11 protein-coding genes are annotated in these 15,116 nt (G+C 71.5%); 2 read left to right on the top strand and 9 right to left on the bottom strand.

What is annotated here, in order from left to right:
• Window positions 1–281 precede the first annotated feature (281 nt).
• The 6 genes from KGQ19_RS52025 to KGQ19_RS23960 all read right to left on the bottom strand — a co-directional run bounded on the left by KGQ19_RS52025 (window position 282) and on the right by KGQ19_RS23960 (window position 7,797).
• Complete coding sequence (locus KGQ19_RS52025; RefSeq protein ID WP_230419304.1) at window positions 282–1,328, bottom strand: chaplin; 1,047 nt, start codon at window positions 1,326–1,328, stop codon at window positions 282–284.
• 304 nt (window positions 1,329–1,632) lie between these two features.
• Entirely contained in the window at window positions 1,633–1,818 is a 186-nt protein-coding gene (locus KGQ19_RS23980; protein WP_212011847.1) for a chaplin, read from the bottom strand.
• A 202-nt stretch (window positions 1,819–2,020) separates the two neighbouring features.
• The gene (locus tag KGQ19_RS23975; RefSeq protein ID WP_212011796.1) at window positions 2,021–2,437 is read right to left on the bottom strand and encodes an acyl-CoA thioesterase; all 417 of its coding nucleotides are present in this window, start codon (window positions 2,435–2,437) and stop codon (window positions 2,021–2,023) included.
• Between the two features lie 101 nt (window positions 2,438–2,538).
• Window positions 2,539–4,227 (bottom strand): peptide-N4-asparagine amidase, encoded by a 1,689-nt coding sequence (locus tag KGQ19_RS23970; RefSeq protein WP_212011794.1) that lies wholly within the window; start codon window positions 4,225–4,227, stop codon window positions 2,539–2,541.
• 48 nt (window positions 4,228–4,275) lie between these two features.
• Window positions 4,276–6,585, bottom strand: coding sequence for a glycoside hydrolase family 95 protein (locus KGQ19_RS23965; RefSeq protein ID WP_230419302.1), 2,310 nt, complete (start codon window positions 6,583–6,585; stop codon window positions 4,276–4,278).
• A 9-nt stretch (window positions 6,586–6,594) separates the two neighbouring features.
• Complete coding sequence (locus KGQ19_RS23960) at window positions 6,595–7,797, bottom strand: MFS transporter (protein WP_212011792.1); 1,203 nt, start codon at window positions 7,795–7,797, stop codon at window positions 6,595–6,597.
• Between the two features lie 196 nt (window positions 7,798–7,993).
• Between KGQ19_RS23960 and KGQ19_RS23955 the strand changes: the two genes are divergently transcribed.
• The gene (locus tag KGQ19_RS23955; protein WP_212011790.1) at window positions 7,994–8,887 is read left to right on the top strand and encodes a S41 family peptidase; all 894 of its coding nucleotides are present in this window, start codon (window positions 7,994–7,996) and stop codon (window positions 8,885–8,887) included.
• Window positions 8,888–8,917: 30 nt separating this feature from the next.
• On the opposite strand, the gene KGQ19_RS23950 is transcribed toward KGQ19_RS23955, so the two are convergent.
• Complete coding sequence (locus KGQ19_RS23950) at window positions 8,918–9,496, bottom strand: hypothetical protein (RefSeq protein WP_212011788.1); 579 nt, start codon at window positions 9,494–9,496, stop codon at window positions 8,918–8,920.
• 41 nt (window positions 9,497–9,537) lie between these two features.
• On the opposite strand from KGQ19_RS23950, the gene KGQ19_RS23945 reads away from it, so the two are divergent.
• Window positions 9,538–10,416, top strand: coding sequence for an arylamine N-acetyltransferase family protein (locus KGQ19_RS23945; RefSeq protein ID WP_212011786.1), 879 nt, complete (start codon window positions 9,538–9,540; stop codon window positions 10,414–10,416).
• 75 nt (window positions 10,417–10,491) lie between these two features.
• Here the strand turns inward: KGQ19_RS23945 and KGQ19_RS23940 are convergent, their stop codons facing one another.
• Window positions 10,492–13,827 carry an error-prone DNA polymerase gene (locus tag KGQ19_RS23940; RefSeq protein ID WP_212011784.1) on the bottom strand — a complete coding sequence of 1,112 codons (3,336 nt, stop codon included), beginning with the start codon at window positions 13,825–13,827 and terminating at the stop codon, window positions 10,492–10,494.
• Between the two features lie 16 nt (window positions 13,828–13,843).
• Window positions 13,844–15,116: DNA polymerase Y subunit UmuC family protein (locus KGQ19_RS23935; protein WP_212011782.1), on the bottom strand; the 1,273-nt coding region annotated here is incomplete at its 5' end.

Here is a 15,116-nt window from a genome sequence, read left to right as displayed (position 1 = left end):
TAACAGTGCCCGCGCTAGCTGTATGCCCTGAGCAGCACTGTGCAGTCCCTCGCTGAGAAGGCGATGAAAAGCTCTGGAACGGGGCGCGACCGGCACCCGGACCCCTGAGGATCCAGGCATCTCTGAGGGTCCACAGACACCTCTGAGGATCCAGACACCTCTGAGGATATCCAGGAACCACTGAGGATCCAGGCACCTCAAGGCCCGGACCCGCGAGGGTCCGGGCCGGTGGTTCAGTCGGCCGGGTGTTCGCCCCGGCCGTACCGACCTGCGAACGAGCCTCAGAACACGCGGGTCGGCTTGTACCGGCGGTACATGAACGCGCCGCCGCCCATCAGCGCCGCGCCGATCGGGGCCAGCATCAGCGCGTCCGAACCGGTGTGCGCCAGCATGCCGGCCGGCGCGACCTCCGGCAGGGCACTGCCGGTCTCCGGGGTGCTGGCCAGCGGCGGGAGGACGCCGCTGACCGGCGGCGGCGGGGAGGTCGGGGGCGGCGTGACCGGGGTGTTGTTGGCGCACGCGTCGCCCTTGGCGCCGTTGCCGACGCCGACCACGTTGACGCTGTCGCCGCAGAGGTTGACCGGGACCGAGATCGGCAGCTGGATGGTGTTGCCGGACAGCACGCCGGGCGAACCCTGCGAGCCGCCGACCGCGGTCGCACCGCCGGTGCCGCCGGTGCTCGCGCCGCCGGCGTTGTGGCAATGGTCGCCCTTGGCGCCGTTGCCGACCCCGACCACGTTGACCGTGTCACCGCACAGGTTGACCGGGATGTTCACCGGGACCTGGATGGTGTTGCCGGACAGCACGCCGGGCGAACCCTGCGAGCCGCCGACCGCGGTCGCCCCGCCGGTGCCGCCGGTGGTCGCGCCACTGCCGTTGTGGCAGTGGTCGCCGGTGGCGCCGTTGCCGACGCCGACCACGTTGACGCTGTCACCGCAGGCGTTGACCGGGATGCTGATCGGGGCCTGGATGGTGTTGCCGGACAGCACGCCGGGCGAACCCTGCGAGCCGCCGACCGCGGTCGCCCCACCGGTGCCGCCCTGGTCGGCGCCGGCCGCGGTGGCGCCGCCGGAGTTCGAGCAGTGGTCCCCGGCCGCGGGGTTGAGCAGGCCCACCACGTTCGCGGTGATGCCGCAGACGTTGATCGGGATGTTGATCGGGACCTGGATGGTGTTCCCCGAGAGGACCCCCGGCGAGCCGGAGGTGGTGGCGCCGTCGCCGGACCCGGCGCTCGTCGCGTCCGCGTGCGCGATTCCGGCGCCGCCGGCGGCCAGGAGCCCGCCGGTGGTGAGCCCGAAAACGATCCGCCGTTTCACTTGCGATTGCATGAAAGCCCCTGCCTTGTTCCGTCTGTCGTTACTTCAGACGAGCCGATAGACCTAATCAGCTAACGAGGCAGGCTCCGGGAGGTTTTTCCGACTAAACCCTGAAACCTTCTTACGAGTGAAACAGGACCCTCCCGGGGCAACCCCCGTACGGGGCCGGTCGTCCAGGCGCGGGATGTCCTGGCGCGGGATGTCCTGGCCGAGCACATCAGGACCCGCAAGAAAAAGGGGGCGGCAGAAAAAGGGGGCGGCCCCGAGAACCCGCCAGGGATTCTCGGGGCCGCCCCGGACGCGAGCGCGCGGTCCGTCAGGCGTTGACGCAGGTGTTGCCGAACGCCTGGTCCAGGATGCCGATGACGCTCACGGAAAGGCCGCAGGCGTTCACCGGGATGTGCACCGGGACCTGGATGTTGTTGCCCGACACGACGCCGGGCGAGTCCTGGGCCGAGCCGTGCGCGGTGGCCTCGGCACTGGCCATCCCGGCCCCGGCCATCACCAGACCACCGGTGGCGGCAACGAGCGCGGCGATCTTCTTGGTCTTCAGCACTGGTACTTCCTCCTGTGTAGCGGCGGCACCGATCACGTGCCGCTCGTCCGGAGAAACGACCACCGCTGAGTGAGCGAAACGCCCACCGACCGGCGATCAGCCGATCTGGTGAAGGTATGACTTCCGACTTGTCGAATGTCCTGGTTGCTCAGATCCCGAGCACCGCCGGGTCGCTCGCCACCGCCGCCAGCCGCTCGGCCGGGTTCGGCACCAGCTTGCGCGCCGCCAGGTCCAGGATGCCGCCGACGATCACGGCGTCCGCGCACACCGTGCCGTCCTTCTTCACGATCTGCTGCTTGAACTGGAAGACCTTGCCCTCGGCCCACTGGAGCTCGCAGCTGACGTCCACCTCCTCGCCGCCGCGCAGCTCGCGCAGGAACTTGAGGTTCGCCTCCAGCACCACCGGGCCGATCCCGCCGGCGATCAGGTCGTTCTGCCCGATGCCCGCGGCGCGCAGCAGCTCCCAGCGCGCGTGCTCGGTGTACTGCAGGTAGACGGCCTGGTTGAGGTGGCCCTGGGTGTCGAGTTCATAGCCGCGGACGGTGACCGGGACCGAGAAGACCATGGTCGTCTCCTTGCTGTGCTGTGGTGCGGGCGTGGGGAGCATGCTCGGGGGCGGCCATGGCGGTCGCCCCCGAGCATATTACCCGCGAGTAGCTACCGTGATCAGCGACACCCCGTCAGCACGTCCCGGGTCACGTACCCGTGGTCGGCGGCGATGTAGTGCCCGTAGCACCCGTCGCGGCCCCGCCCCAGATACAGCTCCGAGTCCGAGCCGTCCGCGGCGACCACGGTCCCGTTGACCCGCTGCAGACTGCCCTTCGCCTGCACCGAGTCGTCCACGCTGGACACCGGCTTCCAGGCATCGCCGTGGTCGGCCTCGGTACTGGTCAGGTGGCGCGCCACGCTGACCTGGCCGTCGGCGGTGTAGGAGTCCGAGTTCGCGCCGGGGACGTAGGTGCCGCTCATGTCGATCGGGTAGGACCAGGTGTCGTCGCGGACCTGCCGGTGTCCCAGCCCCGGGCCGTCGGTGGTCGTGGTCTGGGTCCAGCCGGAGTCCCGCTGCTTCACGGTCTGCACCGTGCCGGCGCCCGCGAGGCGGTCGGAGTTCGAGTAGGCGCTGTGCCGCACCACGCTGGTGGTGATCCGGCCGTGCGAGGTGTCGACGTAGCCGGAGACGGTCCAGTCCCGATTCACCGCGGCGGTGATCAGGTCGCTGCCGTCGGACTGCGCCGCCACGGTGTAGTCCACGGCGGGCGAGGGGGTGATGGTGTCCTGGGTGACCGCGCCGGAGGTCTGCGCCGAACCGGCGTCGACGTTCACGAACAGGCTGCCGTCCATCAGCCAGGTGTCGCTGATGTCCGAGGGCGGGACCAGCGTCACGGTGTGCGGCTTGCCGTCGGCCAGGACCCCGGCGAAGGGGGTCAGGTCCAGGTCGTAGGGCTGGGTGCGGAAGGAGTCGATGCTCGGGATCGGCCGCCACATCAGAGGACTGATGCCGCCGGTGTAGATGACGGGGAACGGCTGGGCGGTCCCGGCCGGTCTGCCGTCGACCAGCACCTGCACCTCGCGATACGTCCCGCCGGCGCACAGGCCTTCGCTGGAGTGGGTCGCGGCGTAGGAGTCGGGGACGTTCGAGTACCAGAACTCCTCACAACCGCCGCCGCGCGCATAGAGCTGCAAGTCCGCGCTCTCGGTGTTGCGGGGCAGCGTCACGGTCGTGGTCGCGGTCTGGCCCTTGGTCAGGCCGAACCAGCCGGCCGCCGACGTGCTCTGCGAGATCGGCACGACGACATCGCTGTGCGCGGCCTCCGGGTTGTGCTTGTCGGTCTGGTAGTAGGTCACCGTCATGGTCATGTGGTACGTACCGGTATACGTGCTGTCCACCACGTTGCCCAGGTCCACCACCAGCGGCTGCGGCGTCCGCAGAAGCGGGGTGAACGCCGAGATGTCCTGGTCCACGTGCCAGCTGATACCCGCCGGATCCGGCTCGGGGGTGCTGGTCCGGAACACCTCCGAACCGCCGATCCAGACCCCGGCCAGCCGGTCGTACTGCCGGCCCGCGATGCTGCCGGACCAGTCCAGGACCACCTTCGACCAGGGACCGGGGCAGGCCGCGGGCGGCGTCAGGGTGCCGGTGTAGGGCTGGCCGTAGCTGTTGGCGAAGTCGTGCTGCATGGCCGTGACCGTGCAGCTCGGGGTGTCCGGCCGCGCGATCGGCGGCAGCGCCGTCACCGGGTTCTGATAGTTGATCTCCACGGTCGGCGCCACGGGCGCGGCGGCCACGGCGCTCCCCGCGAACGTGCCGGCGACGAACACGGCCGCGGCGGCGGCCAGAGCCAGGGGTCTCCACATGGCTGACACCCTGGCGCGGGCCTCGGTTCCACACAAGGGCTGGATCCGTTATTTGATCTCTTCTTTCCACACGGCGGGGCGTCCGGCCTCGACCAGCGTCCTCACCCGGCCGCCAGGGGCGAACAAGCGGGAGCGGATCTCCACAACCTGATCCCGCTCCGAAGTCACCGACAGCTCAGTCACCTCCCCGTCGGCCCAGGCGACGTCGACCCGGAACCCGCCCCGGGCCCGCAGCCCCGTCACCGAACCACGCGCCGCCCAAGCCGCCGGCAGCGCGGGCAGGATGCGGAGGTCGCCGTGCTGGCTCTGCACCAGCATCTCGGCGATGCCGGCGGCGGCGCCGAAGTTGCCGTCGATCTGGAACGGCGGGTGGGTGTCGAACAGGTTCGGCAGGGTGCTGCCCGTCAGCTGCTCGGCCAGCAGGCGGTGGGCATGGTCGCCGTCGTGCAGGCGGGCCCAGAAGTTGACCTTCCAGGCCTTCGACCAGCCGGTGCCGCCGTCGCCGCGGGCCCGCAGGATGGTGCGCGCGGCGGGCGCCAGGTCCTCGTCCCAGAACCCGTCGATGTCCGAGCCGGGGTGCAGCGCGAACATCTGCGAGACGTGGCGGTGCTGGTTCTCGGGGTCGTCGAGGTCTTCCTTCCATTCCTGGAGCTGTCCCCACGAGCCGACCCGCAGGCCGGTGTCGAGCTCGGCGTGAGCAGCGTCAAGACGTTCCCACAGGTCCCCGTCCGGCTCGGCGATGCGCGCGGCGGTGGCGGTGATGTCGAACAGCTCGCGCACGATCTGCTGCGCCATCGCCGTCCCGGCCGTGTATTCGCCCTGCTCCGGCGAGAAGCTGGGGTTGACGACCAGCGTCCCGTCACGCGGATCCCGCTGGAGGTTCGCCAGCCAGAACTGCGCGGCCTCCTTCATCACCGGATACGCGCGCTCCCGCAGGAAGTCCTCGTCCAAGCTGAACGCGTAGTGCTCCCACAGGTGCTGACACAACCACGCGGCGGCCTCGGGGAACCAGAACGCGTCCGGCCAGTCGTGCACGCCGGTGAAACCGAAGGGCGTCGTCTCGTTGTGCACAACCCAGCCCTCGGTGCCGAACATGGCGCGCGCCGAGATCCGGCCCGGCGCGCGCAAAGCCTCGATGTAGTCGAACAACGGCTCGGCGCACTCCCCCAACGCACACGGTTCGGCGAGCCAGTAGTTCATCTGCAGGTTGATGTTGACGTGGTAGTCGGCGGACCACGGCGGCGCCGCCGAGACGTTCCACACGCCTTGCAGGTTCGCCGGCAGGCTGCCCGGCCGCGACGAGGCGATGAGCAGGTAGCGGCCGTGGTCGAAGAACAGCTGCTCCAGCGCGCGGTCGGCGCTCGGGGTGGAGTCGTCGGTGCCGTACGCGGCCAAGAGGCGGTCGGTGGGGACGCCCGCCGGCAACTGCCCGCCGAGGTCGAGCACGACGCGGTCGAACAGCGCGCTGTGGTCGGCGATATGGGCGGCGCGGAGGTCTTCGTAGGCGGTGGCCGCGGCGCGCGCAATGGCGTCGGCGACCGGGCCGGCGGGGTCGATTCCGTTGCGGTAGGCCGGATACGTGTCGGCGTAGTCGGTCGCGGCGGCCAGCAGGATGACCACGCGATCGGCGCCCTCGATCGTGAGGCTGCCGTCGGCGCCCTCAGTCAGGCTGCCGCCTTCGGGTACCGCCTTGATACGAGCCGCGTGCCGGAGCCCGTTGTCGTCGAGCGCGCCCTCGATGACGATCGCGCCGTCGTCGGTGGTGATGCGGGTCCCCTCGACGCCCGGCTCATACCGCAGAACGCAATCAAGCCCGCCGGGCCGGTCGGTAGTGAGCAGACCCGCCAGAACCCCGGCCGGGTGGCTGACGAAGTACTCGCGGCTGTAGCGCACGCCGCGCGCCTGGAACGCGACACCGGCGAGAGCGTCAGAGATTTCGAGCGTGCGGCGGTAGTCCTGGGGGAAGTCCGCGTCATCGAGCCCTGAGAACTCGATGACCAGGTCCCCATAGTTCTGGAAAGCGCCGAACCCGGTCTTCGGCTGCCCCAACAGCTCGGTGACCGTCGGCTTGGGCAGGAAGCCCTCAGCCTCGATCCGCCGCCGCACCTCCGCCAGCGCTCCGGGCCGGGCCTCGCGCCAGTCCCCGTGGTCGTAGCCGGGGTGCCCCGGTCCCCCGGTCCACAGCGTCTTCTCGGTGAACTGGACCCGCTCGGCGGCCACCCCGCCGAACACCATCGCCCCGATCCGGCCGTTCCCGATCGGGAGCGCCTCGCGTTCCCAGTCGCGGGCCGGGGCCTCGTACCACAGCAGGTGTTCCATGGCCCGGGATCTTGCCCTCGCCACGGGGTCGCTCGCCATGCAGTTTCCTCAGGCGTATACCGGAGTTTCCAGCGCCGGTCCCTCGGGCTCGGGTTGGCGCAGGTAGCGGCGGCCGGCCAGCTGTACCAGCACGGCCGCGCCGATCCCGGCGACGGCGGTCACGGCCGCGGCGGCCAGGCCGGCGTGGGCGATCACGAAGCCGCTGATCGCCGAGCCGGTGGCGGCGCCGACGTTGAACAGCGTGATCAGCCAGGCGAAGGCCTCGGTGGCGGTGCCGGCCGGGGCCAGCTCGCCGGTGAGCATGAACAGCACGGTCAGCGAGGGGGCGAAGCAGACACCGGAGACCACCATGATCGCGACCATCAGCGGCGGCGCCGGGACCAGGAGCAGCAAGGCGTAGGCGGCGCCGAGCCCGATCCGCAGGACGAGCAGGTGGCCGGTCGGCGAGCCGCGCCACTTGCGCGCGCCGTAGACCAGCGCGCCGATCAGGGAGCCGAAGGCGTTGATCGCCATCAGCGTCCCGGCGCCGCCGGGGAAGCGGTGGTGCTCGGCGTAGTCGACGAGGACGACGTTCAGCGTGCCGATCGCGATACCCAGCCCGATCAGCGAGGTCAGCAGCACGACCAGCCCGGGGCTGCGCAGCGGCCCGAGCCAGTGCGCCTCGCGCGGCTCCGGACGCCAGCCGCGCACCGGCCTGGTGGTCGCGACCACCAGCACCCCGACCGCGCCGAGCGCCGCACCGAGCCACAGCGCCGCGACCGGCGAGGCCCACGCCACACAGCCGGCCACCACCAGCGGCCCGGACACGAAGATCAGCTCCTGGGCGGCCGAGTCCAGCGAGTACGCCGAGGCCAGGCCCTCGGCCGGGACCAGCGAGGGCCACAGGATGCGGATGCACGGCTCCAGCGGCGGCGCGGCCGCCCCGGCCAGCACCACGCCGATCAGCACGGTCGGCCGGTCCCCCGGCGCCAGCGCGAGGATCGCGAAGCCGATGCCGGAGGCCGCGGCGGCCGGAACCAGCACCCTGACTTGCCCGACCCGGTCCACGAGCCGGCCCAGGACCGGGCCGCCGATCGCGGTGGACACCGCGAGCGTGCCGGCGGCCAGGCCGACGAAGCCGTAGTCCAGGCCGGAGCGGCGCAGGGCCAGCGGGATCATGAGGATGGACATGCCGCCGGGCAGTCGTCCGACCAGGGAGCCGGTGAGCAGGCGGGTGATGAAGGGTAGGCGAAGGAGAGCGAGGTAGCCCAAGGGAGATCCTTGTGTCGAAACGGCCGAACGAAATCTCTAGCCGCGTTCGGGGCAGGGGTTGCCTACGCCACGCATGCTCTCACATCGGCCGTAGGGGTCAATAGTCGGTTACGACTGTGACCCCCGCTATCGCTGGTGATGGTTTCCCGGCTTGCGCTCTGCATAGTGCGGAGTCCGTGATGTAGGTTTCCGGGCCATGCAGACCCCGGAGATCATCGCGGCCGCCCTGCAGCGGCTCACCGACGAGTACATATTCCCCGACAAAGCGGCCCTGGCCGCCGGCGCCGTCACCGCGGCGCTGTCGGCGGGCGACTTCGACGCTCTGGACGGCCCGGCCCTGTGCACCCGGGTCACCGAGATCTTCTTCGAGCAGTGCGCCGACAAGCACCTGCGCCTGATGTGGAGCGAGGAGCCCCAGGACCTCGACAAGGAGGAGGACGACGACGGCGAGGCCATGTTCGCGGCGATGATGCTGGCCGCGAACTACGGGGTCCGGCGCGTCGAGCGGCTTGAGGGGAACGTCGGCTACCTGGACCTGACCCTGGTCTCCGACGCGGCGGCCGGTGCCCGGGTGATCGCCGCGGCCATGGAACTGGTCGCGAACACCGAGGCGCTGATCATCGACCTGCGCGCGAACCGCGGCGGCGCGCCGAACGGCGTCCAGTTGTGGTGCAGCTACCTGTTCCCGGACGACGGGACCCATCTCAACGACGTCTACTCGCGGGTCGACGACACCACCCGCCAGTACTGGACCCTGGCCCACGTCGACGGCTCCCGCTACCTCGACCGCCCGGTCTACGTCCTCACCAGCGGGACGACGTTCTCCGGCGGCGAGGAACTCGCCTACAACCTGAAGACCCAGAAGCGGGCGACGCTGGTCGGCGAGACCACCCGCGGCGGCGCCCACCCCACCGATTTCCACCCGCTGACCCCGCACGTCGTGGTCGCCGTCCCCAACGCCCGCGCGATCAACCCGGTCACCGGGACCAACTGGGAGGGGGTGGGCGTCGAGCCGGACGTGGCGGTGAGTGCGGACGAGGCGTTCGATGTCGCGTATCGGGACGCTCGGGACAGGGTCGCCGGGGGCTGAGGCGGGTTATTGCCGGTTCCCGGCCGGCAGCTATCGGTTCCCGGTCCGCGTCCATAGCGTGATGTCGCTACTGGTCGCGACGACCAGGCTGCGGCCGGAGGCCGAGAACCCGGCGGCCCGCAGTTCGGAGTAGTCGGAGTGGAACAGATGCCACCACGTCTCCCCCGCCGACCCCCGCCACGGGCCGCCGCCGGTGGAAAGCAGCACCCGGTCGTTCGGCCACTCCGGACTGACCACGTCGAGGACCCAGCCGTCGGCGACGGTGTGCAGACCGCCGCCGAACAGCCCGGCGATCGGCACCCGGACACCGGCGCGGGCCAGCGGCCCCAGCCCCGGGCACGCGAGGTCGGGGCCGTCCGGCAGCTCCAGGTCCGGATCCCGGTCGCGCGCGATCTTCGTGCCGGTCGCGGCGTCGAAGAGTCCGTAGCCGTCATGGGAGACGACCATGAGCAGGTCTTCGCCGGAGTCCGGATCGGGCGCGAACCCGACGCCGAGCAGCCCGCCGACGGCGATCGTGCCCGCGGCGGCCTGGCGCCAGGGCTCGGGCGCGGGCACCACCGGCGCGGCCAGGAACCGGTCACACAGCTGCCGCTGATAGTCGGAGAGCATCAGGCCTCGCCTTTCCGTCGCCTTTCTGACAGAAAGGAGCCATGCCGGAGCTGAGCGCGGATCAGATTACCGCCTATCTCGACCGAATAGGCGTGCGCGACGCCTTGCAGGACACGTTGAAAGACGCCTCAAGAGGAGCCGCTTCAAGAGCCGCCTCGAAAGACGCCTTGAAAGCCGCCTTGAAAGACGCCTTGAAGCCGGACGTCGACACGCTGCGGCTGCTGCACCGCGCGCACGTGCTGACCGTCCCCTTCGAGAACCTGAGCGTCCACCTGCCCGGCGAGGAGACCTCGCTGGAGCTGCCCGCACTGGTCGACAAGATCGTGACCCGGCGGCGCGGCGGGTTCTGCTACGAGCTCAACGGCCTGTTCGCGGCGTTGCTGGAAGCGATCGGCTTCGGCGTGGAGCGGATGGCCGCACGCACCTACTCCGCGGAGCGCGGCGCCTTCACCAACAGCCCGCTGGACCACCTCGCACTACGGGTCACCGACGCGGCGGGCGAGGTGTGGCTGGCCGACGTCGGGTTCGGCAAGCACAGCGAGCTGCCGTTGCGCTACACCGAGCGCGGTGCCCAGCGCGATCCGTTCGGGACGTTCCAGCTCGTCGAGACCGCCGACGGCCTGCTCGACGTACAGCTCAACGGCTCGCCGCAGTACCGGATCGACCCGCGGGCGCTGGAACTGGCGGACTTCGAGATGGGCCGGTGGTGGCAGGTGACATCACCGGCATCGGTCTTCCGCCGGAACCTGATGTGCTCGCTGCCGACACCGGACGGCCGGGTGACGCTGAACGGCCGCCGGCTGATCACGACCGACGCCGACGGCCGACGCGAGAAGGTACTCAAGGAGGACGCGGCGGTGTTGGCGGCTTATCGGGAGCTGTTCGGGATCGAGTTGGCGGCGGTTCCGACGATCGCCTGAACCGTGGTCGGGAGCTTTCGGGGTTCGGGGCTCGGAGCTTTCGTGTTGGGCTTATCGGTTGCTTGGTGCGGCACCTCACCGGAAATCCCGAGCCTTCCGCGACACCCCCACCCGCAGCGCCTCGATCCGCCCGGCCACCACGTTCACCGCCCCGTCGGTCCGTTCCAGCGTCCCGTGGATCAGCAGCGCCCCGTGCTCCAGCGCCACCCGCCGCTGCGCCTCCCAGACCGGGGCCGGGCAGATCACGTTGATCAGCCCGGTCTCGTCCTCCAGGCCGAGGAAGCAGGTCCCGTGCGCGGTCGGCGGCCGCTGCCGGTGGGTGACCAGCCCCGCGATCCGGACCAGACTGCGGTTGCGGGCGGTGCGCAGTTCCGCGGCGGGGACCACGCCGCGCAGCGCCAGCCGGGCCCGCAGGTGGCCGATCGGGTGGTCCTCCGGCGAGGTGCCGGTGGCCCACAGGTCGGCCAGCGTGACCTCCACCGGGGTGAGCGGGTCCAGCTCCGGGACCGTCGTGCCCGGCGCGGTGCCCGGCAGGTGCCCGGCGGTGGTGCCGGCCAGCGCCCCGGCCGTCCACAGCGCCTCCCGGCGGTCCAGCCCGAAGCACCCGAAGGCCCCGGCGGTGGCCAGCGCCTCCAGCGTGGAGCGGGACAGCCCGGTGCGCACGATGAAGTCCTCGACGTCCGCGAACGGCCCGCCGGCCTGCCGTTCGGCGACCACCTTCTGCGCCGCCTCCTCCCCCAGATCGCGCACGCTGCTCAGGCCCTGCCGGATGGCCGGCTGGTCCAGCGGCGAGGCGTGCCGGTGCCGCGGCCGGTAGGGCTTGTCAGGGCTCTGCAACACGGCCTTCGCCTCGGAGGCGTTCACGTCGACCCGTTTCACCTGAACTCCGTGCCGCCGCACGTCTGTGACCAGCGATCCGGGGCTGTAGAAGCCCATCGGCTGGTTGTTCAGCAGCGCGGCGGTGAACGCGGCCGGGTAGTAGCGCTTCAGGTAGCAGCTGCACCACACGATGTAGGCCATCGACACCGAGTGCGACTCGGGGAATCCGTACCCTGAGAAGGCGTGCAGTTTGATGTAGATGTCCTCGGCCACCTCCGGCGTGATCCCGTGCTCGGCCATCCCGGCCATCAGCCGCTCCTTCAGCTCGGCCATCCGCTCCGGCGAACGCTTGGAGCCCATGGCCTGGCGCAGCCGGTCGGCCTCGCTGGCGCTGAACCCGGCCGCCGCGATCGCCATCTGCATCGCCTGCTCCTGGAACAGCACGACGCCCATCGTGCGCCGCAACACCGGTTCCAGCGTGGGGTGCGGGTAGGTGACCTCCTCGTCGCCGTTGCGGCGCCGCAGATACGGGTGCACCGCTCCGCCCTGGATCGGGCCGGGGCGGATCAGCGCCACCTCGACCACCAGGTCGTAGAAGGTCCGGGGCTTGAGCCGGGGCAGCGTCGACATCTGGGCCCGGGACTCGATCTGGAACACCCCGACCGTGTCGGCGTCCTGGATCATCTCGTAGACGGCATCGGCCTCGGGGTCCCCGTCCTGCGGCAGGTCGTGCAGGCCCAGGCGGGTGCCGTGGTGCTCGGCGATCAGGTCCAGCGCGTCGTGGATCGCGCCGAGCATGCCCAGGCCCAGCAGGTCGAACTTGACCAGCCCGGCGGCGGCGCAGTCGTCCTTGTCCCACTGCAGGACGGTCCGGCCTTCGCGACGGGCCCACTCGATCGGGACCACCTGGGCCAGCGGCCGGTCCACGATCACCATGCCGCCGTTGTGGATGCCCAGGTGCCGGGGCCGGCGCTGCAACTGCCCGGCCAGTTCCAGCACCTGCTCGGGCACGTCCTGCGAACCGTCCGGGATGCCCTCGTGCGGCCCGATGCTGCCGGCCCAGGCGTCCACGGTGCCCGGCGAGTAGCCCAGGACGCGCGCCGAGTCGCGCAGCGCCAGCCGGGCCCGGTAGGTGATCACGTTGCAGACCATGGCGGCGCGGTCGCGGCCGTACTTGGCGTAGACGTGCTGGATCACGTCCTCGCGGCGCCCGGCCTCGATGTCGACGTCGATGTCCGGCGGGCCGTCGCGGACCGGGGACAGGAAGCGCTCGAAGACCAGGCCGTGCCGGACCGAGTCGACGCTGGTGATGCCCAGGGCGAAGCAGACCGCGCTGTTCGCGGCCGAGCCGCGGCCCTGGGCCAGGATGCCGTGGGTGCGGCAGAACTCTGCGATGTCGTAGACGATGAGGAAGTAGCCGGGGAACTTGAGGTGTTCGATGACGTCGAGTTCGTAGGCGATCTGTTGGTAGGCCTTGGGATTCCCGCTCTCCGGGCCGTAGCGCCCGGCCGCCCCCGCGTATGTCAGCTCTCTGAGCCAGCTGGCCTCGGTGCGGCCGTCGGGCACCGGGTAGTCCGGCAGGGTGGGCTTGACGGTGTCGAAGTCGAAGGCGTGCCCGGCGGCCAGATCGGCGCTGCGGGTCACGGCGTCGCCGAACTCGTGCACGGGGAAGCGGGCCAGCATCTCGGCACCGCTCCTGAGGTAGGCGCCCGCGCCGCCGGGGAGCCAGCCGTCCATCTCGGCCAGGGTGCGGCGGGCCCGGAGCGCGGCCATGGCGGTGTGGAGCCGGTAGTCGGCCGGACGGGCGTAGTGGACGTTGCCGGTGGCCACGGTCGGCAGCCCGTGCCGGGCGGCCAGCCGGGCCAGCAGGCGGTTGCGGGCGTCGTCCAGGGGCTGATCGTGGTCGGTCAGTTCGACCACGACGCCGCGCGGGCCGAACAGGTCCATCAGCTTCCTGAGTTCGACGCCGGCGGCTTCGAAGCCGGCTTCGGTGAGGCCGTGGCGTTCCAGGGCTTGGCGGACCGTGCCTTTGCGGCAGCCGGTGAGGATGGTCCAGCAGTCGGCATCGAGCTCGGTCGCCGTCTTCGCCAGATCCTCGAGGTCGTAGACCGGCTTGCCCTTCTCCTTCCCGGCCAGCTGCGCCTTGCCGATCGCCGCCGACAGCCGCCGGTAGCCCTCGGCGCCGCGGGCCAGCACCAGCAGGTGACTGCCGGCCGGGTCGGTGACGCCGGTACGCGCCGCGGCCGACTCCAGCGACAGCTCGGCGCCGAAGACCGTGGCCAGCTCGGCGTCCTCGGCGGCCTGCTTGTACTGCATGGCGCCGGCGAAGCCGTCGTGGTCGGTGACGGCCAGGCCGTGCAGCCCCAGGCGCGCGGCCTCGGCGACCAGCTCGGCGGGGCTGGAGGCGCCGTCGAGGAAGGAGAAGTGGGAGTGCGCGTGGAGTTCGGCGTAGGGCGGGCCGACCTTGGCGGTGCGCGGCGGCGTGGGCGGCGACGCCGGTTCGGGGGCGGCCTGCTCGGCCTCGCCGTAGCGGCCCCAGGTGAGGCGCCGCTCCAGTTCGCGCCAGGGGATGACCGGGTTGAAGGTGCCCATCAGCTGAAGATTCCCATCAGTCGTACACCGCCTCGACGAACCAGCGGCCGTCCTGCACGATCAGCAGCCAGGCCCGGCCGTCGTCGGTGACGACTTGGAAGCGGGCCCGGCGTACCGCCGCCTCCGGTTCCCACCAACGCTCGGTCAGGGGCCACGGGCCGGCCCACGTCAGGATCCTGATACGCTCGCCGGTCTCAGACAGGGTCAGCTCCGCCGGCCGCGCGGAGACCCGCAGTCGGCCGGAGACCCCGACCGGCGCACCGGCATGGTCGGTGACCTCGGCCGAGCGCGGCTCGCGGGGGACGTCGGCGGGCGCCGGCGCCGGGAGGGCGGCGGGCCAGGGCGCGGGTTCGGAGACCGACGGCGGCAGGTCACCGTAGGCGGTGCGGACGCCCTGGTCCGCCGGGCCGCGGCCACCGGCGTCGGCGATGAGGGTGACGGCGTTCGGGCCGTACATCGCCTGCAGGCGCTCGGCGGCGCGGGCGATGCGGTCCGGGGCCTCGTCCGCGCCCCACAGGCCGGGCTGGACGCCGCGGGCCGGGACGAGGTGGTCGGGGATCAGGCGGAGGCGGGTGACGCCTTGGTCGGTGTGGGGCGGTTCGCTTGTGTCAGGGTCCTGTTGGTCATGCAGTTCCGCCTGTTGGTCATGCAGCTCCGTCCGCTGGCCTCGCAGCTCCGCCTGCCGGCCTTGCAGCCCCGCCTGCCGGCCTTGCTGCTGCACCTGTTGGCTTTGCAGCTTCACCTGCCATCCCGACAGCTGCCAGCGCACCCGCTCGGCGACCGCCGTGCTCGACAGCAGCCCCTCGTGCCGCCACAGCCGGTGGGACACCGCGGGCTCGGCGCCGGAACCGGCCGCACCGTGGATCTCCACCGCCACCCGCATGCACGCCACGCCGGCCTGGCCGAGCACCTCGTGCAGCTCGTCGGCCAGCGCCTTGGCGGCGAACACGATCGGCTCGGAGGCGTCGACCGCCGGGGCGAACTCCGCCTCCACGGACAAGTCAGGCCCCTGACGCAGCGGCGCGGGCGGCCGCGCGTCCAGACCCCGGGCCAACCGGTGCGCCGCCACCCCGGCCGCACCGAAACGCCCGGCCACCGCGTCCGCCGGCAGCTCGGCCAGCCGGCCCAGGGTCCGCACACCGAGCCGGGCCAGCGGCTCCACCAACTCCGGCAGGTCCAGCACCGAGGTCGGGAACGCCGTCAGGAACTCCGCGGTCCGCCCCGGCACCACCCGCGTGTCGGTACGCGCCGCCAACGCGGCCGCGAACACCCCATCCGCGACCCCCACC

This window comes from Catenulispora pinistramenti (assembly GCF_018274385.1).
In the GTDB taxonomy this organism is placed as follows: domain Bacteria; phylum Actinomycetota; class Actinomycetes; order Streptomycetales; family Catenulisporaceae; genus Catenulispora; species Catenulispora pinistramenti.
The sequence above is the reverse complement of the archived record's forward strand: the minus strand, read 5'-3'. Positions and strand labels throughout refer to the sequence as shown.

What these genes read in the sequence shown, in the direction of transcription:
- KGQ19_RS52025 (WP_230419304.1), bottom strand. Translation starts at nt 1,328, where the DNA reads ATGCAATCGCAAGTGAAACGGCGGATCGTTTTCGGGCTCACCACCGGC.
- KGQ19_RS23980 (WP_212011847.1), bottom strand. Translation starts at nt 1,818, where the DNA reads ATGGCCGGGGCCGGGATGGCCAGTGCCGAGGCCACCGCGCACGGCTCG.
- KGQ19_RS23975 (WP_212011796.1), bottom strand. Translation starts at nt 2,437, where the DNA reads ATGGTCTTCTCGGTCCCGGTCACCGTCCGCGGCTATGAACTCGACACC.
- KGQ19_RS23970 (WP_212011794.1), bottom strand. Translation starts at nt 4,227, where the DNA reads ATGTGGAGACCCCTGGCTCTGGCCGCCGCCGCGGCCGTGTTCGTCGCC.
- KGQ19_RS23965 (WP_230419302.1), bottom strand. Translation starts at nt 6,585, where the DNA reads ATGGCGAGCGACCCCGTGGCGAGGGCAAGATCCCGGGCCATGGAACAC.
- KGQ19_RS23955 (WP_212011790.1), top strand. Translation starts at nt 7,994, where the DNA reads ATGCAGACCCCGGAGATCATCGCGGCCGCCCTGCAGCGGCTCACCGAC.
- KGQ19_RS23950 (WP_212011788.1), bottom strand. Translation starts at nt 9,496, where the DNA reads ATGCTCTCCGACTATCAGCGGCAGCTGTGTGACCGGTTCCTGGCCGCG.
- KGQ19_RS23945 (WP_212011786.1), top strand. Translation starts at nt 9,538, where the DNA reads ATGCCGGAGCTGAGCGCGGATCAGATTACCGCCTATCTCGACCGAATA.
- KGQ19_RS23940 (WP_212011784.1), bottom strand. Translation starts at nt 13,827, where the DNA reads ATGGGCACCTTCAACCCGGTCATCCCCTGGCGCGAACTGGAGCGGCGC.